21 protein-coding genes and 1 tRNA gene are annotated in these 20,794 nt (G+C 60.1%); 10 read left to right on the forward strand and 12 right to left on the reverse strand.

What is annotated here, in order from left to right:
* Window positions 1–15: 15 nt before the first annotated feature.
* From AACL53_RS03835 to lgt, 5 genes are all read right to left on the reverse strand, one after another.
* Complete coding sequence (locus AACL53_RS03835) at window positions 16–1,008, reverse strand: ribose-phosphate pyrophosphokinase (protein ID WP_339082652.1); 993 nt, start codon at window positions 1,006–1,008, stop codon at window positions 16–18.
* Window positions 1,009–1,127: 119 nt separating this feature from the next.
* Window positions 1,128–2,192 carry a hypothetical protein gene (locus tag AACL53_RS03840; protein WP_339082654.1) on the reverse strand — a complete coding sequence of 355 codons (1,065 nt, stop codon included), beginning with the start codon at window positions 2,190–2,192 and terminating at the stop codon, window positions 1,128–1,130.
* A gap of 203 nt (window positions 2,193–2,395) precedes the next feature.
* Window positions 2,396–3,184: a peptidoglycan editing factor PgeF gene (gene pgeF / locus AACL53_RS03845; RefSeq protein ID WP_339082656.1), complete on the reverse strand. Its 789-nt coding sequence runs from the start codon at window positions 3,182–3,184 to the stop codon at window positions 2,396–2,398.
* Between the two features lie 16 nt (window positions 3,185–3,200).
* Window positions 3,201–4,340 (reverse strand): SAM-dependent methyltransferase, encoded by a 1,140-nt coding sequence (locus AACL53_RS03850; RefSeq protein ID WP_339082658.1) that lies wholly within the window; start codon window positions 4,338–4,340, stop codon window positions 3,201–3,203.
* Window positions 4,337–5,176 carry a prolipoprotein diacylglyceryl transferase gene (lgt, locus tag AACL53_RS03855; protein WP_339082660.1) on the reverse strand — a complete coding sequence of 280 codons (840 nt, stop codon included), beginning with the start codon at window positions 5,174–5,176 and terminating at the stop codon, window positions 4,337–4,339. The genes AACL53_RS03850 and lgt overlap by 4 nt, the downstream gene beginning before the upstream one ends.
* Before the next feature lie 195 nt (window positions 5,177–5,371).
* Here lgt and AACL53_RS03860 point away from each other — a divergent pair, with 195 nt between their 5' ends.
* From AACL53_RS03860 to proC, 3 genes are all read left to right on the forward strand, one after another.
* Window positions 5,372–5,650: an accessory factor UbiK family protein gene (locus AACL53_RS03860; RefSeq protein WP_092864433.1), complete on the forward strand. Its 279-nt coding sequence runs from the start codon at window positions 5,372–5,374 to the stop codon at window positions 5,648–5,650.
* Window positions 5,651–5,960: 310 nt separating this feature from the next.
* Window positions 5,961–6,458: a YbjN domain-containing protein gene (locus AACL53_RS03865; RefSeq protein ID WP_045836910.1), complete on the forward strand. Its 498-nt coding sequence runs from the start codon at window positions 5,961–5,963 to the stop codon at window positions 6,456–6,458.
* Window positions 6,459–6,507: 49 nt separating this feature from the next.
* Entirely contained in the window at window positions 6,508–7,335 is an 828-nt protein-coding gene (gene proC, locus AACL53_RS03870) for a pyrroline-5-carboxylate reductase (RefSeq protein WP_339082666.1), read from the forward strand.
* 253 nt (window positions 7,336–7,588) lie between these two features.
* Here the strand turns inward: proC and AACL53_RS03875 are convergent, their stop codons facing one another.
* The 3 genes from AACL53_RS03875 to AACL53_RS03885 form a co-directional block, all read right to left on the reverse strand.
* Window positions 7,589–9,001 carry an ATP-binding protein gene (locus AACL53_RS03875; RefSeq protein ID WP_339082669.1) on the reverse strand — a complete coding sequence of 471 codons (1,413 nt, stop codon included), beginning with the start codon at window positions 8,999–9,001 and terminating at the stop codon, window positions 7,589–7,591.
* 70 nt (window positions 9,002–9,071) lie between these two features.
* On the reverse strand, window positions 9,072–9,776 hold the full coding sequence (locus tag AACL53_RS03880; protein ID WP_339082671.1) for a response regulator: 705 nt from the start codon (window positions 9,774–9,776) through the stop codon (window positions 9,072–9,074).
* Between the two features lie 8 nt (window positions 9,777–9,784).
* Window positions 9,785–10,366 (reverse strand): MarR family winged helix-turn-helix transcriptional regulator, encoded by a 582-nt coding sequence (locus AACL53_RS03885; protein WP_339082673.1) that lies wholly within the window; start codon window positions 10,364–10,366, stop codon window positions 9,785–9,787.
* Between the two features lie 196 nt (window positions 10,367–10,562).
* On the opposite strand from AACL53_RS03885, the gene AACL53_RS03890 reads away from it, so the two are divergent.
* From AACL53_RS03890 to AACL53_RS03910, 5 genes are all read left to right on the forward strand, one after another.
* Window positions 10,563–11,459 (forward strand): branched-chain amino acid aminotransferase, encoded by an 897-nt coding sequence (locus AACL53_RS03890; RefSeq protein ID WP_339082675.1) that lies wholly within the window; start codon window positions 10,563–10,565, stop codon window positions 11,457–11,459.
* 436 nt (window positions 11,460–11,895) lie between these two features.
* Complete coding sequence (locus AACL53_RS03895; protein WP_339082677.1) at window positions 11,896–12,192, forward strand: hypothetical protein; 297 nt, start codon at window positions 11,896–11,898, stop codon at window positions 12,190–12,192.
* 404 nt (window positions 12,193–12,596) lie between these two features.
* The gene (arfB, locus tag AACL53_RS03900) at window positions 12,597–13,016 is read left to right on the forward strand and encodes an alternative ribosome rescue aminoacyl-tRNA hydrolase ArfB (protein ID WP_339082679.1); all 420 of its coding nucleotides are present in this window, start codon (window positions 12,597–12,599) and stop codon (window positions 13,014–13,016) included.
* Between the two features lie 190 nt (window positions 13,017–13,206).
* Window positions 13,207–14,220, forward strand: coding sequence for a glycosyltransferase family 2 protein (locus AACL53_RS03905; protein ID WP_339082681.1), 1,014 nt, complete (start codon window positions 13,207–13,209; stop codon window positions 14,218–14,220).
* Between the two features lie 100 nt (window positions 14,221–14,320).
* Window positions 14,321–15,331 carry a glycosyltransferase family 2 protein gene (locus AACL53_RS03910; protein WP_339082683.1) on the forward strand — a complete coding sequence of 337 codons (1,011 nt, stop codon included), beginning with the start codon at window positions 14,321–14,323 and terminating at the stop codon, window positions 15,329–15,331.
* 69 nt (window positions 15,332–15,400) lie between these two features.
* Here AACL53_RS03910 and AACL53_RS03915 read toward each other — a convergent pair whose 3' ends face one another.
* Complete coding sequence (locus AACL53_RS03915; protein WP_339082685.1) at window positions 15,401–16,528, reverse strand: glycosyltransferase; 1,128 nt, start codon at window positions 16,526–16,528, stop codon at window positions 15,401–15,403.
* Between the two features lie 108 nt (window positions 16,529–16,636).
* Between AACL53_RS03915 and AACL53_RS03920 the strand changes: the two genes are divergently transcribed.
* Complete coding sequence (locus tag AACL53_RS03920; RefSeq protein ID WP_339082687.1) at window positions 16,637–17,248, forward strand: class I SAM-dependent methyltransferase; 612 nt, start codon at window positions 16,637–16,639, stop codon at window positions 17,246–17,248.
* Window positions 17,249–17,862: 614 nt separating this feature from the next.
* On the opposite strand, the gene AACL53_RS03925 is transcribed toward AACL53_RS03920, so the two are convergent.
* The 3 genes from AACL53_RS03925 to mnmA all read right to left on the reverse strand — a co-directional run bounded on the left by AACL53_RS03925 (window position 17,863) and on the right by mnmA (window position 20,087).
* Window positions 17,863–17,939: transfer RNA gene (locus AACL53_RS03925), tRNA-Met, on the reverse strand.
* A 149-nt stretch (window positions 17,940–18,088) separates the two neighbouring features.
* A complete protein-coding gene (locus AACL53_RS03930; RefSeq protein WP_339082689.1) occupies window positions 18,089–18,820 on the reverse strand; it encodes a class I SAM-dependent methyltransferase in 732 nt (243 codons plus the stop codon).
* A 43-nt stretch (window positions 18,821–18,863) separates the two neighbouring features.
* Window positions 18,864–20,087, reverse strand: a complete 1,224-nt coding sequence (mnmA, locus tag AACL53_RS03935; RefSeq protein WP_339082691.1) for a tRNA 2-thiouridine(34) synthase MnmA — start codon at window positions 20,085–20,087, stop codon at window positions 18,864–18,866.
* Window positions 20,088–20,490: 403 nt separating this feature from the next.
* Between mnmA and AACL53_RS03940 the strand changes: the two genes are divergently transcribed.
* Window positions 20,491–20,769, forward strand: a complete 279-nt coding sequence (locus AACL53_RS03940) for a DUF1153 domain-containing protein (RefSeq protein ID WP_045836900.1) — start codon at window positions 20,491–20,493, stop codon at window positions 20,767–20,769.
* Window positions 20,770–20,794 lie beyond the last annotated feature (25 nt).

Here is a 20,794-nt window from a genome sequence, read left to right on the forward strand (position 1 = left end):
GACAAAGCCGAGGCGTCAGTAGAAGAGGCTCGAGACGCTTTCTTCGCGGCTGGTTCTCAGGATGGCTTCGCCGATGAGCGGAGCGATCGAGACTACCCGGATATTCTTCGCGGTCCGGACGGCTTCGGTCGGAAGTATCGAGTCGGTGATGACCAGCGATTTCAGGCGTGAATTCTGAATGCGGCTGACTGCGCCGCCCGAAAGCACGGCGTGCGAGATGTAGGCTGACACTTCCGTCGCGCCGTTCTTGAGCAGGGCTTCCGCGGCGTTGACGAGCGTTCCACCGGAATCGATGATGTCGTCGATGAGGACGCATCGTTTGCCGTCGACTTCGCCGATGACGTTCATCACTTCGCTTTCACCGGGACGCTCGCGGCGTTTATCGCAAATTGCGATCGGCGCACCGATGCGCTTGGCAAGTGCTCGGGCGCGAACGACGCCGCCGACGTCCGGCGAGACGACGACGATATCGTCGGTGCCGCCGAAGTTCTCTTCGATATCGCGCGTCATGACGGGCGCGGCGAAGAGGTTGTCGGTTGGAATATCGAAGAAGCCCTGGATTTGTCCGGCGTGGAGATCAAGCGTCAGAACGCGATCGGCGCCGGCTCGTTCGATGAGGTTCGCGACAAGTTTCGCTGATATCGGCGTTCGGGGACCGGGCTTGCGGTCTTGTCGCGCGTAGCCGAAGTAGGGGATGACTGCTGTGATGCGCCGTGCCGACGAACGCTTGAGCGCGTCGAGCAGGATCAACAACTCCATCAGGTTGTCGTTAGCCGGAAACGACGTCGACTGGATGACGAAGACATCCTGGCCGCGCACATTCTCCTGGATCTCGACGAAGATCTCCATGTCCGCGAAGCGCTTCACTTGGCCTTTGGCCATTGGAAGCTTCAGATATGAGCAGATGGCGTCCGCTAGCGGCCGGTTACTGTTTCCCGCAACGATCTTCACGCCCAGCTTTCCCCGGCCATCCAAACTTCGAGCGTCGACCTTGGCATCAAAAGGCATTTGCGCTCCAGAAGCCTCTTATGCGCGGGCTTGTAGCAATTGGGCTCGGACGATTCAACCGTCCGAGCCCAAAGATGTCATCGTTATGAAGCTTCAGGCGTATATCGCGCACAGTTTGCTTAATCTGTGCTTTTCGCCGGTAGAAGCTTGATAATGCCTTGTGCTGCCGCCTGTGCGGCTGCATCGGCCGTCTTGCCCCAGGAGCCGTCGAGCGAGCCTTGCGGCACTTCGTTCTTCTGCGACACAGTGCCGAGCTTCTTGCCCGTAGGGTCGATCACGTTCCAATCGATCTGGATGGGCTGCTTGCCGTCTTTGCTCTGCCCCATCGCGACCTTGCCTTCGACTTTATAGGCCTGGGCGTTCGGCACGTTGGAAAGAGCCAACCCGTTTTTGGTCAACTCGCGCTGGATCGCGGTCGTCAGCGTGGTGCTGCCGTCGCCGGGTGCGCCGGTTACCATGGGCACGATAGCGGTGATCGGTCCGGACGTCGTGATGCTACCCGTCGTCGGCGCGATCGGTGTGTTCGATGCCGTCGGATATGACGGGCTTGGCGCTGGGCCTGCATCGTTCGAGGCGACGTTGGTTGGAGGCGTGCCGGCCGGCGGTTTGCCGTTAGCTGCGACGGGGATGCTTCCGCTCGTCGCGAGCCAGCTCGCGATCTGTTTCGACGTCTTGTCGGCAATGCTCTGCACGACGGGCGGCGTGACGGCGGCCCAGGGGTCCTTGCCCGCTCCGGCAATGACTTCTTCACCTGTAATGCGGTGAACGCGCTTACCGGCCTGGTCCGTGATGTCCCAGATGTAGGAGATCTTGGCCTTCGTCTTTTCGCGGGCCGCTACGATGTAGCCACGTACGACGTATTCGCTGGCGGCGTTGGCCGCGGTGGCGACCTGGATGCCGTTGTGGCCGATCGACGATGCAAGTTGCGATTGCAGATCGCGGGCGACGTTGTCGGGCGAGCCGATGACGGGCGCGATCTGAATTTTAGCCGTCTGTGCTGCGACCGGGGTTGCGGGCGGAAGGGTCAGCGAAGCTTGAGGTGCGTTGCCGCCCCCGCTCAACATGTTCGACGCCGACTCGCAGCCGCCTAGTCCCATCGTGGCGAAAGCAGCCAGAACCACTGGCCCGATCACCCGTAGACGCGTTCTGCGCTCACGCGCACGTGCAAACCAAAAGGTCGTCAATGGACGTCCCCCCTTATCCAACCGCGACTTCCCGGCGGCCGGAAAACGCTACTCGCGCGGCCTGAACTCCCCTGAAAACTACCGGAACTGACCCTATCCCTGTAGATCAGCCTCTAACTGCCAGTCCAGATGGCAGGCCGGTGAAACTGTTGTCAGGTCGTGAAACGTTACCCTTGCCGAGGCATTGGCTGTGGATTGTGCAGTTACGCCACGACGATGGCGGAGATTTGTCGGCCATAGTCCGGCTCCCCACGAAGAGTTTTACGCCGGTAGCTGAAGAAAAGCGATTCGTTCGCGCAGGTGCAGAGGCCTAAGTTTTCAATATCGCTAACGCCGGCATTCGTCAGGCGGCTCACGACGAAGCCCGGAAGATCGAAGTGGGGACGGGCGGTTTTCGGATTTCGTTGGAAGAAAGCGCCATTCGCGGGATCGCGAGCGAGGAAAGCCGCTTCGAACTCGGGGCCGACCTCATAGGCCGACTGGCTAATGCACGGCCCGACGGCTGCCGAGATGCGCTCACGGCGAGCACCCAGGCGTTCCATCTCGCGAACCGCGCTGTCGACGATCCCGTCGACGGCTCCACGCCAACCCGCATGGGCGGCAGCGACGACACCCGCCTCACCGTCCGCGAGAAGCACGGGGGCACAATCGGCCGTCAGCACGCCGATGACGAGACCCGGCGTTCTGGAGATGACGGCGTCGGCGCGCGGAAGCGCATCGCGAGACGGCGGCTCCGTGACTTCGAGGGCGGTCGTGCCATGCTCCTGATAGAGCGTGATCACGCCGCCGCCGAATTTGTCCTCGTTGGCGCCGAGGTGCCGTCCGATCATCCGCCGGTTTTCAAGAACGAGTGTCTGGTCGTCGTTCGAGCCGAGCCCACAGTTGAGGCCCGCATAGAGTCCGGTCGATACGCCGCCAGTGCGCGTGAAGAAGCCGTGGCGAATGCCGGAGACCTTGGCGAGGTTCGCCGCTTCGACGGGTTTGAGCGTCATGATCGTGCGGCCTTCATCACGTTGTTCCCGGCGCTCCGGACGTTATGCGCGCGGCGCCAAATCCGGGTAGCGACGGCAGTCCCGGCGAGCGGGCAGCGAGCACTTTGAACCGCGAACCCATTCCATTCGGTGCGAGCAGCCGGGCGACACCCGTTTCGATCTCGATCGCTCGCGCCGGGTTTGCGGACATCAACCGCGATGCGCGCTCGACGATACCGAGGGAGCCGAGAAATTCGGCCTGCGTTACCGGGCCATCGAGGACCAAGCCGGCGCGATGCAGGGTCGACGCAAGATCGTAGAAATTGACGTGCACCGTGAGGTCGGCTTCGCCGGGCGACGTTAAAGGTGATTCATAAGCGTGGCCGCGAACGGCCTGCAGCGTGTCGCCGGCGGCTGGTGTCGTGTGACCGTAGTCGATCATCAGAAACGCTACGGGTCCGCGCTCGGCGAGCGCTTTCAATGCTTCGGCGAGCTGATCGAGGCGCTGGGACTCGATGACTGTTCCGGGCGGCGCGTTCGGCAGAAGGGCTTCGAACGCTTCGCGCGGGCAATTCTTGTCGATGCCCGCGAACTGCAATTCACCGGCCTTGTCGAGCGTGACGCCGCGAATGTGCCAGCCGGTGTCCGTCTTGACCCACTGGGCCACGGGCCACGCATCGAGGAACTCGTTGGCGAAGATGATGGCGGGCGGATTGAACTCGTCCAGCTCACGGCCCCAACTCAACACGCTGCTGAAGTCGGCGAGGGTGGCGGCTTGGATTTCGGTGAGGGCGTCGCTGCCTTCAACCAGATGCACACGGGCGACGTTTGCAAAGCCCGGCACGATACGAGCGGCGCGGAGCACGTCGCGCATCATGGTGCCGCGTCCTGGGCCGTATTCGACAAGCGTGACGGGATTGGGCGCGCCGAGCACACCCTGCCAAACGACGCCGGCCCATACGCCTATCAACTCGCCGAAGACCTGGCTGATGTCGGCTGCGGTGATGAAGTCGCCGGCGGCGCCAAAAACGGGCTGGGTGCGGTAGTAGCCGTAGTCCACGTCCCAGAGGCAGCGGGACATATAGGTCTGAATCGTCATCGGCCCGTCGCGGCGAATGCTCTCCTTGATCCGCCGGGACAGCGGCGTGTCGCGACGCAATCCAGTATCTCCGATCACACGGCTGCCTTTCCGGGAGTGTTCGTCCGGTTCGCGGTCCAGATCATATAGAGGCCGAGCGCCAGCATGGGCAGGCAATAGACCTGGCCTGCGGTGAAGGGACCGATGTTCAGGATATGACCGACTTCGGGCTCGCGGAAGAATTCGCAGATGGTGCGTGCAATTGCGTACCAGACGAGCCAAAGGCCGGTGACGAGCCCCGGACGCTTCAATGCAAACAGATGATGGGTTGCGAACCTCAAGATGATGAACATCACGAGGCCTTCGAGCAGAGCTTCGTAAAGCTGGCTCGGATGGCGCGGAAGTTCTCCGCCATTTGGGAACACCATGCCGACGTAGGCGTCCGTTACGCGGCCCCAATGCTCCGAGTTGATGAAATTGGCGGTGCGGCCGAAGAAGATTCCGATGGGCGACGCGGCGCAGCAGAGGTCCATCACGGAACGGGCGCTGACATTATAAACACGCCCGAAGAGCCAGAGCAGCAATGCAGACGCGATGAACGCGCCGTGGAAGCTCATCCCGCCTTTCCAGACTTTGAAGATCTCGGCCGGGTTCGCGAAGTAGAAGTCGGGGTCGTAGAGCAGAACCTGCCCGAGGCGGCCGCCGATGATGACCGCTGCCGTCATAAAGAGCAGAAGGTCGTCCACGCGCTCCAGGGTTATCGGGGGCTTGTCGCCGCGCCAGAGCTTGGGTGTCGAGACCATGCGACGGATATAGAGCCAGCCGAGCAGAAGGCCCGACATGTAGGCCAGGCCATACCATTTGACCGAGAAGGGGCCGAATTCGATCGCTACCGGATCGATGTCAGGGAAGGTCAGCAGGGCGAGGGGTGTCATCGGCGCTCCGGTCGGCATTTCGCGATTGGCCGTGTCGAGGCGCTAAGAAAGCCCCAGTTCCGAGGGTTGTTTGGTAACCCCTGGGCAAAGTCAAGCGGCCATCGTTTGCCCGCGACGGCGGCTCGCCCTGCTCGAGCTTGCGGCCATGGGCGGCAATCGCCATAACTTATAAACACCCTCAATTCCGAGACCCCAATGACCCAGACAACTAACAGACTCTTCGACGACTTTGCCAAGCTCATGACGGACGCAGCGGGTGCGGCGGATGGCTTGAAAAAAGAGACGGAAGCGCTTTTTCGCGCTCAGGCCGAAAAGTTCTTGCGCGAAATGAGTGTCGTGACGCGGGAAGACTTCGAGGCGGTGCGCGAGATGGCCCAGAAAGCGCGCCAGGAAAACGAAGCGCTGGCAGCGCGCGTCTTGGCACTCGAAGCGCAAGTCGCGCAGCTTTCGCTCCAAGGCACCTCGACCGTCTGAGGTGTTTCGTTTGATGCCGGGCGTTCGAAACCGAGCGTTCTCTCCACGTTCGAAACGCGACGCTTGAAGCATCCACAGGTTAAGCGGCTTTTCACCAGCTAACGACGCTGAGCCGCCTTCCTGACCCCGGCGCGCCCGGGCTTTGCCACTTTGATCGTGGACAAGGTTTGCGCGCCGGTCGGGTCAGCTTGCGACTCGTATGGGCGTCTGGTTTTGTCCGGCGCAGCACTAAGCGGCGCGATTGAATTGAGTGTTTTGCGTCGTTCGTTAGGCCATCCCGGCGCGCGGCAGACTTGGAGAGCGATATAAAATGGCAGTTGCGGAACAGGGTTCTGACCGCGTTCTCAATCCGATCGATCTCATCGAGCAGCTTGCGCAGAGCCACGATTGGCCCTGCGAACGGGCGAGCGATGAAGAGCTGACGCTCATCGTCGCCGGGACGTGGGCTGATTATCACATCTCGATCAATTGGCGCGACGATCTCGAAGCTTTGCATCTCGCTTGCGCGTTCGATTTCCGAGTTCCCTCCAACCGTCTGACCGAAATGTATCGCCTGATCGCACAGATCAACGAGCAGCTTTGGCTCGGTCATTTCGATCTCTGGACGCAGGAAGGTCTCGTGATGTTCCGTCACGCGCTGCTGCTCAACGGGACAGTTGCGACGGTCCGTCAGTGCGAAGCGATGCTGAAGGCGGCGCTCGAAGGCTGCGAGCGCTACTATCAAGCCTTCCAGTTCGTGGTGTGGGCGGGTAAGGAGAGCAAGGAAGCTCTGGTTTCGACGATGTTCGAGACGCAGGGACAGGCTTAAGCCGGGCGCCATTCTAGGGTTCGGCGTTCTTCGCCGAGGAAATCCCAGAATGTCGTTGAAATTGAATGGTTCGGTGGTGCTCGCGGGCGCCGGTAAGATGGGCGCCGCCTTGCTCCAAGGCTGGCTCGACCGGGGGCTCGATCCCGCGAGCATTGTCATCCAGGAGCCTAATCTCTCAGGCGCAGCGCAAGATCTCGCAAACACGCATGGCATCAAGGCGGTCGCTCATCTAGCTCCGCTCGATACGCCACCGGCCGTCATCGTCGTCGCGGTCAAGCCGCAGGCGATGGACGACGTTTTTCCCGGGCTCGCGAAAATCGCCGGACCGGAGACTGTCGTCGTTTCGATCGCTGCGGGCAAAACGCTTGCGAGCTTCGAGCGCCATCTTCCACCCGGAAGCGCCGTCGTCCGCGCGATGCCCAATACGCCGGCCGCGATCGGCCGCGGCATTACCGGCGCCGTCGCGAACGCTCATGCGACAGCGGCACAGAAGCAAGCCTGCGAGAGCCTTCTCGGCGCGGTGGGGCCGGTCGTGTGGGTTGGCGACGAAAGCCTCATCGATGCGGTAACGGCCGTATCGGGCTCGGGACCGGCTTACGTCTTCCTTCTGGCTGAGGCACTCGCCGAAGCTGGTGTGGCTGCCGGTCTCGATCAGGCGACGGCTACGCAGCTCGCGCGGGCGACCGTCTCAGGATCGGGCGAATTGCTCAATCAATCTCCGCTCGATGCCGAAACGTTGAGGCGCAACGTGACGTCGCCCGGCGGCACGACGGCTGCGGCCCTAGCAGTGCTGATGCGAGAGGGCAGCGGTCTCAAGGAACTGATGACGGAAGCGGTGCTCGCCGCAAAAAAGCGCGGCCGCGAACTGGGACGTTGACCGGGCTGGGAGTCGGTCTCGGTCGCGGTTCGCGGCCACTAAGCGCATCCCGAATGGGCTGCAAGCCCACGGCGCTCGGGATTGTCGGTACCGGTGACTGCAGGCTTGGAGGACACCTTGCCAAAGTCGACGGGTTTGGCCCCCGGATCCGATGAACCGATAGTGTAACACCATAACATAACGGTCAAATCACAAAGGCGTGTGATTAACGCCTAGCGCATTCAAAACAAAGAGATATTCCTGGGATTTTTTCCTATTTCGGCAGGGAAATAATCGCGCGAAGACCGCCCATAGAACTTTCGCCGAGAGCGACTTCGCCGCCGTGGCTCTTGGCGATATCGCGGGCGATCACAAGGCCAAGTCCGCTGTTGCCTTCGTCCTGATTGCGAGCGTGGTCGAGACGGTAGAACGGACGGAAGACGTTCTCGCGTTCTTCCTCGGGGATGCCGGGGCCGTCGTCGTCGACCTCGATGCGCACCCAGCGGCCTTCAGGTGCGACGCGGATGATGATGCGGTCGCCGAAACGCGCGGCGTTCGTCACGAGGTTCATGATCGCGCGCTTCAGGGCCTGCCGTTTCAGCGGCAGGATGATGTCGCCTTTGCTTTTGCGGATTTTGAGATCGATGTTGCAGGCATAGATCGACGCGTCGTCGACGATTTCCTCAAGCAGCTCTTTGAGATTCGTCGGCTTGGCTTCCTCGCCGCCGTCGCCCTTGGCGAATGCCAGATAATCTTCGAGCATGTGCTGCATCTCGTCGACGTCGCTCGAGAGTGCGCGCGTCTCCGGCGTATCGTCGAGCAGAGCCAGTTCGAGCTTGAAACGCGTCAGAACCGTTCGCAAATCGTGGCTGACGCCGGCGAGCATCGTGGTGCGCTGTTCGACGTGCTGCTTGATGCGGTCGCGCATTTGCAGAAAGGCGAGGGCGGCTTGGCGGACTTCGCGCGCGCCGCGCGGTCTGAAGTCATCCGGGATGCCGCGGCCTTTGCCGAAGGCGTCGGCAGCATCGGCGAGCCGCAGAATTGGCCTGATCTGATTGCGCAGAAACAGAATAGCGACGGTCAGCAGGATGACGGAAGAGCCGACCATCCAAAGCAGAAAGATATGCGAGTTCGACGCGTAAGTCTGGCTGCGGGTCGCGACGAACCGCAGAATGGCATCGTCGAGCTTGACGCGGATTTCGACGTTTTGATCGCCGACGGTGTTGATCCAGAACGGCAGCTGCACGTGCTTGCGCAACTCATTGGAGAGCGCGCGGTCGAGCAGCCGGAAGAACGGCTTCGGCCCAGGCGGGGGAAGATCGCCGTTCGGAAGAACCTCCATCGCCAAGTTGAGGCGATCGCGCGCGAGATCGATGATTTTTTGGGGGCCGTCCGACTTCGGGAGATCCTCATAGACCTCGATCAGCGCCGCGATGTCACGAGCGGTCGCTTCCGACAGGCGGCGCGTCACGGCCTGCCAATGGCGTTCCATGAATGCGAACGCAATGACGCCTTCGAGGACGACGATCGGTGTGATGATGATCAGCAGCGCCCGGGCATAGAGGCCCTTCGGGAGCATTTCGGCGCCGATGTTGAGCAGTCCCACGACATAAGGGTGCTCGCGGAAACGACGATACCGCGAGGCGTTGCTTCCGGCATCCGGTGTCGTTTCGGGCACAACAGCCATTCTTGAATTTTTCCGGCGTTCGCGTGTCCGGAGGGGAACCCCGTCATCGCGGTCACTTCGTGTCGTGGGCTCAATCGGTGTAGAGAATATAGCCCTTGCCTCTTACCGTCTGCAGGTAGACAGGGTTCGACGGGTCGGCCTCGATCTTGCGTCGCAGGCGATTGATTTGCACATCGATCGCGCGTTCGCTTCCCGTGCTGTCATCGCTCGAGAGTTCATGACGGGGGACGGCGACGCCAATGCGCTGAGAGAAGAGCCTCAACAGATCCCGCTCGCGCTCGGTGAGCTTGATCGCTTCGTCATCGCGTTTCAATTCACCGCGAGCAATGCTGAAAACACAGCCGCCCATGCGAATCTCGTCGCGCGGGGCGGACTGCACCTGACCTCTGCGCAGGATATTGCGAAGGCGGAGCAGCAACTCGCGAGGATCGAACGGCTTCGAGACGTAATCGTCGACGCCGGCTTCGAGACCCGAAATTCGGTCCTGGGCTTCGGCGAGGGCGGTCAACATGCAGATCGGGACCGGTCGCGTCAGCTTCAGATCGCGTGCGAGGGAAAGGCCGCTTTCGCCGGGCATCATCACGTCGAGAAGAACGAGATCGAATGCCAAGCCGCGCATGAACGCGCGGGCTGCCGCGGCGTCGGCTGCTTCGGTCACGCGGAAACCGTTACTCGATAGAAAGCGGCCGAGAAGTCCTCTGATCTTCTGATCGTCGTCTACGACCAGTATGTGCGGGGCGTTGTCCGCCAAAGGCTCGGCTCGTTCCTGGGCCATCAGGGCTCTCATGTGTTGCAATCGGGTGCAGCTTCCGACGTGTCAGCGCGCTGACCCTTGATGAGGGTTTCTACCTGGGGCCGGTTTTTCTCAGTGATCATCCCAAAGAGAAAATTTCTCGCAAGAGCATCAGCGCCAGGGCCGAGGTTCGCGAGCGCCCCCTCGATGCGTTTGGCCTGAATTTGTGTCAGTTTATCGTTCAGCCGCGCGCCCTTGGCTGAGAGGTATAGCCGCCGTTCGCGCCGATCCTCGTTTCCGGCTTTCTGTATGATGAATCCCTCATCGACCAGCTGCTTGAGCACGCGCGCCAGCGACTGCTTGGTGATTTTCAAAATATCCAGCAATTCCGCGACCTTCAGGCCCGGAATGCGATGCACGAAATGCAAAACGCGGTGGTGGGCGCGGCCGAAGCCGTACTGAGCCAGGATTGCATCCGGGTCGCACGTAAAATCACGATAGGCAAAATAGAAAAGCTCTATGTACCCGATCAGATCGAAGAGCGAAGAAGGCCGGTCATCTGCCGCCTCGGCGGGGGAATGCCCAGTTGCGCCAAGGTGTTCGGACGGGCCTTCTGACGTTATGTCAGCCATGTTGACTTATTGGCCTCGATTGTATTCTGTTGCAAGCCAAAATGCTGGCTTGTCCCGGCAGGTCTCTGCTTCTGCGCGCGGCGCACTGAAACGCCCGTCCAAGGCGTTTTCAGCCTGCCAAGCCCCCAGTCTCTCGAGACGCCCGACAGATCCCGGCACCCGGTAACTACAAAAGCCCAGGAAGGACTTAACTGGCATGGCCGACCTTATCCCCTTTCACGATCGCGACGGGCTCATTTGGATCGACGGATCCCTCGTCAACTGGCGCGACGCGAAGGTGCACCTTCTGACGCACGCGCTCCACTATGCGAGCTCTGTGTTCGAGGGCGAACGCGCCTATGGCGGCGAGATCTTCAAGCTCACCGAGCACAGCGAGCGGCTGGTTGAAAGCGCGCGGATCCTCGATTTCGAAATTCCGTACTCGGTTGCCGAGATCGATCAGGCCTGCCGCGATGTCGTCGCCGCAAACAAGCTTTCCGACTGCTACGTTCGGCCGATCGCCTGGCGCGGCAGCGAGCAGATGGGCGTCTCAGCGCAGCAGTCGAAGATTCATCTCGCGGTCGCGGCGTGGGATTGGGGCTCCTATTTCCCCATGGAGCAGCGCCTCAAGGGCATTCGCATCACCAACGCCGTGTATCGCCGGCCCGATCCCGCCTGTGCGCCCTCGAGGGCCAAGGCTGCGGGTCTCTACATGATCTGCACCATCGAGAAGCACCGCGCCGAACGCGCCGGATACTCGGACGCTTTGATGCTCGATTGGCGCGGCCGCGTCGCCGAATGCACCGGCGCCAACATCTTCTTCGTGAAGGATGGCGTGGTGCATACGCCGGAGGCCGATTGCTTCCTCAACGGCATTACGCGCCGCACCGTCATCGATCTTGCGAAGGCGCGCGGCATCACCGTCGTCGAACGTGTGATCATGCCGGAAGAGCTCGGCTCATTTTCCGAGTGCTTCATCACCGGCACGGCGGCGGAAGTCACGCCGGTTTCTGAGATCGGCGAGCACAAATACAAGCCCGGTTCCATCTCCGAAACTCTTCTCAATGACTATATGGAACTGGTGAAACCGAAGAAGCGCGTCGCTGCGGAATAGGCGCTTATTACGGTGTTTCCGGCTTGCGCCGAGTCGCGCACAGGGTGATGCTTGTGCTTTGCGGCTTGAACTTGTCCGGTACTTCAAATGGCGAGAGCATTACTTGTCTTCGCTGTACTGATCACCGCATTTTGCGGTTCGGACGCCGCCTTGGCTCAGGAGGGCCCAGGCGGCGTGCCCGGTATTCAGCGAGACTGCCAAGTTCTTACGACTTGCAATTTTAAACGTGGCCGAGGCTGGAGGGGATGTTTGTCATCCTATTCCTGTCGGCGATGCGAAACTGTCCCCGGACCTTGTGTGGGTGGTGGTTCGAGAAAGCGCATTTGCGGTCAATTGGTTTGCGATTGGGCAGGAAGCTAGCTGCTTCGAGCTTGTTCGTTATCGGCTGGCCGGGCGACTGCTCAGGTCCGGCGCGACAGTGCGCGGGGCCTGCTCGTTGGCAGACGAGTTGCGCAACATGAGAGGCGCGCAGATGGCAAACAAGAATGCGGCGATGGTGATGAACAGTGCGCCTACTGCCATCGGCGACAGAGAGACCCCTGACCAGTACGCGATCAGCTCGACCACTAAACACCAGAAAAGAGCAGGGGCGATCGACGCGATCGCTAGCCCGATGAACCGCGCGGAAGGGCCCCAATCCGCCCTGCGAACGGTGGTATCGGCGGACGAAATTGCAGCTGTCGTGGCAGATCGCATGGCGGCGAGCTCGACCTTTCGTCGTGTCATTCACTAGAATTCAGTGAACCCCCGATGGGCGTCCGGAATTCTTCGGTAACTCAATGACGCTAAGCGGCGACGCTAAAGACTCGGTAAACGCAATTGCTCGAATGCGAACTAACGGTGCCGAATCAATATTCACCGAAGTTGACGGTTTTGGCGAACAATTGGTTCCCCTCAGAGAAGTTAACAACGTTTCGAATCACCGAAAGCGACGTACGACTGTTTGGCGGGGAATCGATTTTTGGCAACCGGCCATTCGGAAAATGCCCGAAAGCCTGTGGGAATCCGGCGAGCATAAGACGTGCATCCGGCGCGGTTTGCGCTCGGGGAGGCCGGTGATACATCTCATCGAGCATAACGGACCGTCGCCCGAAAGGCGGTCAGGAACCGGTCGATTTAGAAGAGGGCTGACGGGCCATGCGTGTGACGGATGCTCTCGAGATCGCTGAAACGGAACTCGAGGAACGCTTTGTGCGCGCGTCGGGGCCAGGCGGCCAAAACGTCAATAAGGTTTCGACGGCGGTCGAGCTTCGCTTCGATCTCGGCGCAAACACATCCATTCCCGATTACGCGCGTGACAAGCTGAAACGTCTTGCGGGCCGCCGTTTGACGATTGAGGGCATCATCGTCATTCAGGCAGATCGCTTTCGCAGCCAAGAGCAGAACAGAGCCGATGCTCGCGCGCGTCTTGTCGAACTCGTCGAGACCGCGTTGGAGCGTCCGAAGCTCAGGATCAAGACGAAGCCGTCTCGCGGCGCACGCGAGGAACGGATCAAGGCAAAGACCGTACGAGGGCATGTGAAAAAGATGCGCAGCCGCAAGGTCGATTTCGACTGATCAGCTCAGAATTACGCGTTGGCCTTGAAGCGCTGCATATTGTTCTCCTGCGAGTTATTACCCCAAGCGCGCGCTCAGGCGTCGATCTGGTCTGACGGCAGCCTGATTGGAGTGCATTACTCACCGCGGTACACTTGTACCAAGCCTGACCGGGAGATATATTCTTGCGGGGCATAATTGTGGGGCAGCAATGTACGGTAGTGGAGCTAGCGAAACGTCAAGTGTCGGGCTGGCGAGCGTTCGGCTGGATCGCGCTAAGTGGCATAATCCTCTTGTTTCGATCGTTATCACACACTGCAATTATTCGACCCACCTCCAAGACGCCATACTCTCCATCCTCGATCAAACTCACGAAAATTGGGAATGCGTCGTCGTCGATGACGGATCGGATGCGGAGCATCGCGACGCCGCGATCAAGATCGTTGCGGAGATAAACGACAGGAGGGTGACGCTCCACGCCCTGGGCGAAAATGTCGGGCAGATCCCCGCTTTTTTCGCAGGCGTTGACCAGACGACGGGCGATTTCGTGTGTTTGCTTGATCCCGACGACAGGTACGCCAAGACATTTCTGGAAGACGCGCTTGCCGCGCACTTGAGCGTCGGCGTCATGTGCCCGATCGTTTCAACCGAACAATTCCTGACGAGCGAACGCGGTATACTTGGCAGTGGTTTGAGGGGTGACCTCTTTACGACTGGGATGCAGCCCTACGGAAAATATCTCGAATCTTGCAAACCCGAAAAGTCGAGGCTCCTCTTCACTTGGCCGACAACACCGGGTTGGCATTGGACATCCACGTCAGCGCTGATGTTCCGGCGAGCGGCACTGAAGTTCCTCAAGCCGAATAAGAAGCTTGCCTACAAGAGATGCGCGGACGGCTATCTGGCCCAAGGAGCTCATGCATTAGGAGGAACCTTGTTCCTTCAGAAGGCTCTCGTTTACCGGACGCTTCACGCACAAAATTCATGGATCGATGCTGATATTTACGCGTCGGGCCAGGATATGCAGCGCAAGGGCGCGCCACAGTGGGCAAAGACGGCATTTCAAGATGCGCTCGAAGCGATCAGAGCCAATGGGTTGCCGGAGTTCAGACTCACACCAGAGAAAAATCCCGCACCCGGTCCACAGAAAATCGAGGTCCGAAAGCGTGGCATGCGCCGGCATTTAGAACGGTGGAGACAGTCCATCCGCAAACGGGTTGCCTAGCGCGCGAGTTTGGACCCGATGGCGACAACGCTCGCGATTTAGCTACGCGGGGGCATCGGACCGATTAAAACTGAGGCTAAGTCCAAGCCAATGAGGGCCAATGCAAGCCATCGAAATTGATGAAGCGTCGAGTGGGTTGGATCGCGCGAAGTGGGGAAATCCACTGGTTTCGGTCATCATCACGCACCGCAATTATTCGGACCATCTCCAAGACGCCATTCTCTCCATCCTCGATCAGACTCACGAAAATTGGGAATGTGTCATCGTCGATGACGGATCGGATGCAGCGCATAGGGACGCCGCAATCAAGATCGTCACTGAGATAAAAGACAGCCGGGTGACGGTCTGTGCGCTTAGGGAAAATGTGGGGCAAATTCCGGCCTTTTACGCCGGGTTGGAGAAGACGACCGGCGATTTCGTCTGCGTGCTTGATCCCGACGACAGGTACGCCAAGACGTTCTTGGAAGAGGCGCTCGCTGCTCATTTGAGCGCCGGCGTCATGTGCCCGCTCGTTTCAACCGATCAATACCTGACCAACGAGCGCGGAATAATTGGGGGCGGTTTGAGAGGTGACCTCTACGCAGCCGGTATGCAACGTTACGGGAAATATCTCGAAGTTCACAATCCCGAAAAGCCGAAGCTTTTGTACATCCGGGCGGCAACAGCGGGTTGGCACTGGACGTCGACGTCAGCGATGATGTTCCGGCGGGCTGTCCTGAAGTATCTCAAGCCCAACAAAAGGCTGGCCTATAAGGATTGCGCAGACGGCTACTTGGCCCAAGGAGCCCACGCGTTAGGTGGAAGCTTGTTCCTCCAGAAAGCGCTCGTTTACCGCAGGCTTCACGCATCGAATGCTTGGATCGATACCAATATCTACTCGTCTTTTCAGTACAAAAAGCGCAAGGGCGCGCCACATTGGGGCGAGCAAGCGTTCAGAGATGCGATCGAAGCAATCAGACACAACGGACTGCCGGAGTTCAGACGCGCTCCGCCGAAAGATTCCCCCGCACCGGCTACCGGACCCGCTTCGAAGAAAATTGATGTCCCACGGCGTGGGATGCGACGGCATTTAGAGCGGTGGCACCAGTCAATTCGCAAGCGGATCGCGTAAGCGGCGGCTTTCATCGGGGCTAGAGTCGGCGGAGCACAGCCCCGTTACCGGCCGTCACCGGCGTTATTGCTATCCGGCCGGGCGCATAGAGCCGAGCGGCGGCATCGAAGTCTTTGGCCGTAGGACGCCGGCCTCGATAAGCCGTTCGATATGGCGGTCGGCTCCGAATCTGGAGATCAGCTCGGCGCGACCGGCTTCGGCGCGACGCGCATAGAATTCCGGATCGTCCCGCAGCTTTTTCACAAGTGACAGCACTTCGTGCGGTTCGCAGTAGAGCGCAGCGCTTTTGAATAGCGGCTCGAACGAACGCGGAAGGATCGTCGGCACGCCGGCCATCATTGCTTCGCAAGGAGCTCTTCCAAAGGCTTCGACCCAATCGGGATGATGGAAGTAGACGTAGACGTCTATCGACTGCAGAAACACTTCCAGGCCGAACGGATCGAATTCGAGCACGTCCCAATTCGGCGGCTGCGAGCCGAGTATGCGTGCCGGTACACTTGCGCCGCCGAGGATCTTGATGCTGATGCCGTCGGCGTCCGGGTAGGCTTGGCGTATCGTTTCGGCGGTGTCCGGCCATTTTTCAGAGTTATCGCGCGAGTGCCGGCCGATCACGAACGGTCTCGAAGGATGTCGCCGTGTCGTGCGCGCGGGGATGCGGAAGACATTTGGCCAGGGATCTCCGAGCACCACGTCTTGGCTGCGAGGGCCCCGGCAGTAAGCTTCCACGAGCGGGCTGTTCCCGCGCAATTCCGGGACGTGGCCGAGCGTTGCCTTCACGTTCGCTATGACGTCGGACAGTTCGTAGTCGACGACGCCGTTCCCGCGTAGGGCGGGATGATTGATGACGACAACGACCCTGTCTGTTTTCAGATTGCTGGGTAGGAATTGACGGGTGTTGGCGACAGTTGGGTGTCGGATGATGGTGAGTGGCGCATAAGTCTTCGCGAAGTTTGGCCGGAGATCAGCTTGTCCATTGTTCAGGCACGCTGCGATCTTCGCGCTGAAATGACCGCGCTTGGACGGAATTTGCGAGGAAGGAGCATGGAAGAGAACGGTGCTGAGCCCCGCCTTATGCTGGATATCGATTTCAGTGGCGTTTGACGAACCGGTGCCACCGGGAAATCTAAGGTCAGTGATCAAGGCTACGTCGTAACGACGCCGAAAAAGCGTCGACGAGATATTTTTGATCCAGTTCATGCGGCCCCAATTGGTTCGCGCAAAGGTACCATGGAGCTTCACGAAATGTACGGCGTGCAACTTCGCAATTCACAGCGTATCCGATAATGGGCCCATCCAGGAAATCCGATGACAGACCTTTCCGAGCGCATCATCTGTCATTACGAACGCCACGCGCTGGCTTGGGATGCCGATCGTCGCAACGCGGCGTGGAACGACAAACGGTGGCTCGACCAATTCGTCGAGGCTCTGCCGCACGGCGCGGCAATACTCGATCTCGGCTGCGGCGCGGGCGAACCGATCGCGCGCCATCTCGCCGAGGCTGGGTTCCGCGTGACCGGGGTCGATGCTTCGCCGACGTTTATCTCACTCTGTCGAAGCCGCATGCCCGATCAGGAATGGACGGTCGCCGACATGCGATCCATCTCGCTCGGCAAACGCTTCAACGGCGTCCTTGCTTGGGACAGCTTCTTTCATCTCAACCCCGACGATCAACGCAGGATGTTCCCGCTGTTCGCGGAGCATGCGTCCGCGTCGGCGCTGCTGATGTTCAATACGGGGCCGGCTTATGGAGAAGCGATTGGTTCCTATCGCGGCGATCCGCTTTATCATGCCAGTCTCGACGCCGCCGAATACCGGGCATTGCTCGCGGCCTCGGGGTTTGACGTCATCGCCCACACGGTTGAAGACCCGTTAGCCGGCGGACGTACGGCGTGGCTCGCGCGATCATCGGTGACCTAGCATCGTTAGTCCGAGTGCGTACGGACTTTGCGCTTGCAAAACCTTCGATGCTTTCAAACAGTGTGAGTGTCGCGAGAGACGGGCTCGAGCCGGACCTGTCCGCCCTCGGTCTCATGGTCTCCGACCGCCACAGCGACTCTACCTTCCAGGCGTGCCCCTCCGGATCGCGGCCGAAGACTTGGCCCGCGGCGATGTCCAAGACCCAATCGCAATTCAGTTTTTGTCCTTCGAGTCAGGGAAGCGTCGACAGCTCGATGACATAATCTTTCGATGCCGCGTCTCTCTGGGCGTATGAGAATTCGCAATCGAGCAATCGCGCGCGAGAACGATGCGCCGGAAGCGAAGCCGCACGCGCATGAAATCTCTGGGATGGAAAGGCCGCTGAACAAAAGCAGGGAGTACCTGAAAGCTCCGGGGCTGCCGCCAGAAAACGCGAACGGGTTTCAGGTCCGGCGTTTTGCGTACAACACAGCCACTGCCGCGTGCGTGCTTCACGCGCAAAATCCGTAATACGCGCTGCGCCGGCTTTTGTGCGCGCTTCCGTTCGCGTTATTCGCTTTGCCCTCGTTCGATCGGAGGGCCACGGATAATGGTGGAATTTCAAAGGGTGTGAGTGGTAGCGGGAGGCGGACTTGAACCGCCGACCTAAGGATTATGAGACCTTCGCTCTAACCACCTGAGCTATCCCGCCACACCGGCCAGCATGCTGGCACTAAGGCGACCGTCTATAGGGAGCACCGCAGCTTCCTGTCAACACGGCGCTCCGTCCCGGCGGCACATCCGTGCCAACAAAATGCGATAGGGCCGGGAAGGACACTAATTTCGCGTATTCCGTGCGGGCTATTCCGCCGCAACCTGGTTGATTGCCCCTTCCTTGCGGAAGCGCATCATCGTGAAAATGCCCCAGGGCCGCAGCGCCTTACGGTCTATCAGCTTCAGTTCGGGGCAGACCATCACGCGCGAAACGTCGAATACCGAGTGCCAGCCCACGAGATCGGCGAACGGCGCCATCTGGCGCTCGACCCAGCCGCGGACGCCGTCTTCCTGGCTGAAGTGGTTGACGAGCATGACCTCGCCGCCGGGCTTCGTCACCCGCGACAATTCCTGCATGACCTTCTGCGGATCGGGCACGACGGTGATCACGTACATCGCGACCGTCTTGTCGAAGGAGTTATCGGGGAAGCGAAGGTTGCTTGCGTCCATCTCGTGAAGGCCCGAGATATTCGTCAGCTTCTCGGCCTTGACGCGCTCGCGTGCCTTATCGAGCATCTCCGGCGCGAGATCGATGCCAACGATGTCCAAATGCTTTTTGTAATCGGGTAGCGAGAGACCGGTGCCGACGCCGACTTCGAGTACGCGTCCGTCACCCGAATTGATGATTTCGACGGCGTGGCGGCGGCCGGCCGTCGAGATCGCGCCGAAGGTATAATCATAAACCGGCGCCCAGCGACGGTATGCGTCGCGGACCTGGCCTTCATCGAGCTGCAAAACCTTTGCTTCCGACCGCCTTTTCTGTGCTCCCGCACGCGCTCCTGACGAGGCGTGGAAGCCCGAAGGCTTATTATCGCTCACTGCCCGATCTCCATTCGTCCGCAATCGAATTCATGCGATGTGCCTAGCGGACCGCGCCAGCCATCTTATTGTTCGTAACCACCTCTCCGGCGGCAGTGGTGGCCTTGATCGTTTTTGCGATCCATCCCCCGCCAAGGACACGTCCCTCCGTCCCGGCGTCGGCATAAAACACGCACGCCTGCCCCGTCGCAATACCCTCTTCGCCGTCGGCAAGCTCGACCCGGACCGCGCCGTTCTCTTCGACGGTCAATATGGCGGGCCGCAGTGTCTGCGACGATCGCATACGAACATAGAGGGAGAGGCCGCCTTCCGCGACCTCGCTCAGAGGCTTTTCCCCGAGCCAATTGACGTTGCGGAGCATTAGGCCCGCTGTCTGCAGGGCCGATCTTGGGCCGACGACGACCTCATTCTTGGAGGCGTCTAAACGGACGACGTAAAGCGGTTCGGCCGCCGGAATTTTGATGCCGCGGCGCTGGCCGACCGTGTAGTGCACGATGCCGTCGTGTCGGCCGAGAATGCGGCCGTCGAGGTGCACGATATTTCCGGAATCGAGCGCGCTCGGCTTCAGCCGCTCGATCACGTCCGTGTACTTGCCCGTCGGAACGAAGCAGATGTCCTGGCTGTCGGACTTGTCCGCAACCGGAAGATTGAACGAGCGGGCAAGGTCGCGCACCGCTGACTTCTGCATGCCGCCAATCGGGAACCACAGCGAAGCAAGCTGTTCTTTGGTGATGCCGAACAGGAAATAGCTCTGGTCGCGATCGGCATCTACGGCGCGGGCGAGAACTGGACCGTCTTCGGTATCGTACCGCTGAACGTAATGGCCGGTGACAAGGACCTCGGCGCCCAGATCCTTGGCCGTGTCGAGAAGATCGCGAAACTTGATTTCGTTGTTGCACGTAACGCAGGGGATGGGCGTTTCGCCGGCGACATAGCTCTCGGCGAATGTCTCGATCACTTTCGCTGCGAAGCGGGTTTCGTAATCGAGGACATAGTGCGGAATATCGAGGGCTTCGGCGACGCGGCGCGCATCGTGGATATCCTGGCCGGCGCAGCAGCTGCCTTTGCGGCCCGACGCGGTGCCATGATCGTAAAGCTGCAGCGTGACGCCGATGACGTCATGGCCGGCCGCCTTCATGATGGCGGCTGCGACCGAGCTGTCGACGCCGCCGGACATCGCAACGACGACGCGCTTTTTCGGGGCGGCCGTCTCAATTGGGGCGCGCGTTGCGCTGCTGCCGGCGGATGTTGGTTCGAACTGGTTCATGCGATCGACTGGCTCGGGTTCTTGGCAAGGGAGCACGGAAAAGCTCCTACAACAATATCCGGCGCCGCTATCCTTCAAAAGATCCAAGAAATTCAGAGAATTGTCCTAGAGGGGACGTTTGTAATCTCAGCGGGTATTGGTCTCTGCCATCAATAATTATCAAATCGGCCGTCTGCAAGGCGGCGTGGCGCGCAGGTCCGGCGTTTGGCCCAGTTTTCGCTGGAAGACATCCAAGCTGACGCACTGCTTCAGTTTGGTACGGGGCGCCTCGAAGCGGCCCGTTTCAGCGGATGCAATGTGGAATTGGCACGCCCATTTATATGTTTTTCACTCAATGGGTTAGTGCTAATTTAATCGCATGCGGTTATAACTATCCCTGGTCAAAGAGTGTGTATTGAGTATCATGACCGAACAGCAAATGAGAGCGCGCGGGCGCTACGTGATCGGACCCGATGGGTCGCCGCTCACGGTCGCAGACCTTCCCCCGCGGGATACGAAACGATGGGTCATCCGCCGCAAGGCTGAGGTGGTTGCCGCTGTCCGCGGCGGTCTTCTCAGTATCGAAGAAGCTTGCGAGCGATATACGTTGACCGTCGACGAGTTTCTGTCGTGGCAACGTTCTATCGACAAGCATGGCTTGCCCGGGCTGCGCGCAACGCGTCTGCAGGATTATCGTGACTGACTTCAAGTCACCTGAAGCCTGCGGA

The sequence above is a fragment of the Hyphomicrobium sp. ghe19 genome (assembly GCF_902712875.1).
Classification (GTDB): Bacteria; Pseudomonadota; Alphaproteobacteria; order Rhizobiales; family Hyphomicrobiaceae; genus Hyphomicrobium_B.

What these genes read in the sequence shown, in the direction of transcription:
- AACL53_RS03835 (WP_339082652.1), bottom strand. Translation starts at nt 1,008, where the DNA reads ATGCCTTTTGATGCCAAGGTCGACGCTCGAAGTTTGGATGGCCGGGGA.
- pgeF (WP_339082656.1), bottom strand. Translation starts at nt 3,184, where the DNA reads ATGACGCTCAAACCCGTCGAAGCGGCGAACCTCGCCAAGGTCTCCGGC.
- lgt (WP_339082660.1), bottom strand. Translation starts at nt 5,176, where the DNA reads ATGACACCCCTCGCCCTGCTGACCTTCCCTGACATCGATCCGGTAGCG.
- AACL53_RS03860 (WP_092864433.1), top strand. Translation starts at nt 5,372, where the DNA reads ATGACCCAGACAACTAACAGACTCTTCGACGACTTTGCCAAGCTCATG.
- AACL53_RS03865 (WP_045836910.1), top strand. Translation starts at nt 5,961, where the DNA reads ATGGCAGTTGCGGAACAGGGTTCTGACCGCGTTCTCAATCCGATCGAT.
- proC (WP_339082666.1), top strand. Translation starts at nt 6,508, where the DNA reads ATGTCGTTGAAATTGAATGGTTCGGTGGTGCTCGCGGGCGCCGGTAAG.
- AACL53_RS03875 (WP_339082669.1), bottom strand. Translation starts at nt 9,001, where the DNA reads ATGGCTGTTGTGCCCGAAACGACACCGGATGCCGGAAGCAACGCCTCG.
- AACL53_RS03880 (WP_339082671.1), bottom strand. Translation starts at nt 9,776, where the DNA reads ATGGCCCAGGAACGAGCCGAGCCTTTGGCGGACAACGCCCCGCACATA.
- AACL53_RS03885 (WP_339082673.1), bottom strand. Translation starts at nt 10,366, where the DNA reads ATGGCTGACATAACGTCAGAAGGCCCGTCCGAACACCTTGGCGCAACT.
- AACL53_RS03890 (WP_339082675.1), top strand. Translation starts at nt 10,563, where the DNA reads ATGGCCGACCTTATCCCCTTTCACGATCGCGACGGGCTCATTTGGATC.
- arfB (WP_339082679.1), top strand. Translation starts at nt 12,597, where the DNA reads ATGCGTGTGACGGATGCTCTCGAGATCGCTGAAACGGAACTCGAGGAA.
- AACL53_RS03905 (WP_339082681.1), top strand. Translation starts at nt 13,207, where the DNA reads ATGTACGGTAGTGGAGCTAGCGAAACGTCAAGTGTCGGGCTGGCGAGC.
- AACL53_RS03910 (WP_339082683.1), top strand. Translation starts at nt 14,321, where the DNA reads ATGCAAGCCATCGAAATTGATGAAGCGTCGAGTGGGTTGGATCGCGCG.
- AACL53_RS03915 (WP_339082685.1), bottom strand. Translation starts at nt 16,528, where the DNA reads ATGAACTGGATCAAAAATATCTCGTCGACGCTTTTTCGGCGTCGTTAC.
- AACL53_RS03920 (WP_339082687.1), top strand. Translation starts at nt 16,637, where the DNA reads ATGACAGACCTTTCCGAGCGCATCATCTGTCATTACGAACGCCACGCG.
- mnmA (WP_339082691.1), bottom strand. Translation starts at nt 20,087, where the DNA reads ATGAACCAGTTCGAACCAACATCCGCCGGCAGCAGCGCAACGCGCGCC.
- AACL53_RS03940 (WP_045836900.1), top strand. Translation starts at nt 20,491, where the DNA reads ATGACCGAACAGCAAATGAGAGCGCGCGGGCGCTACGTGATCGGACCC.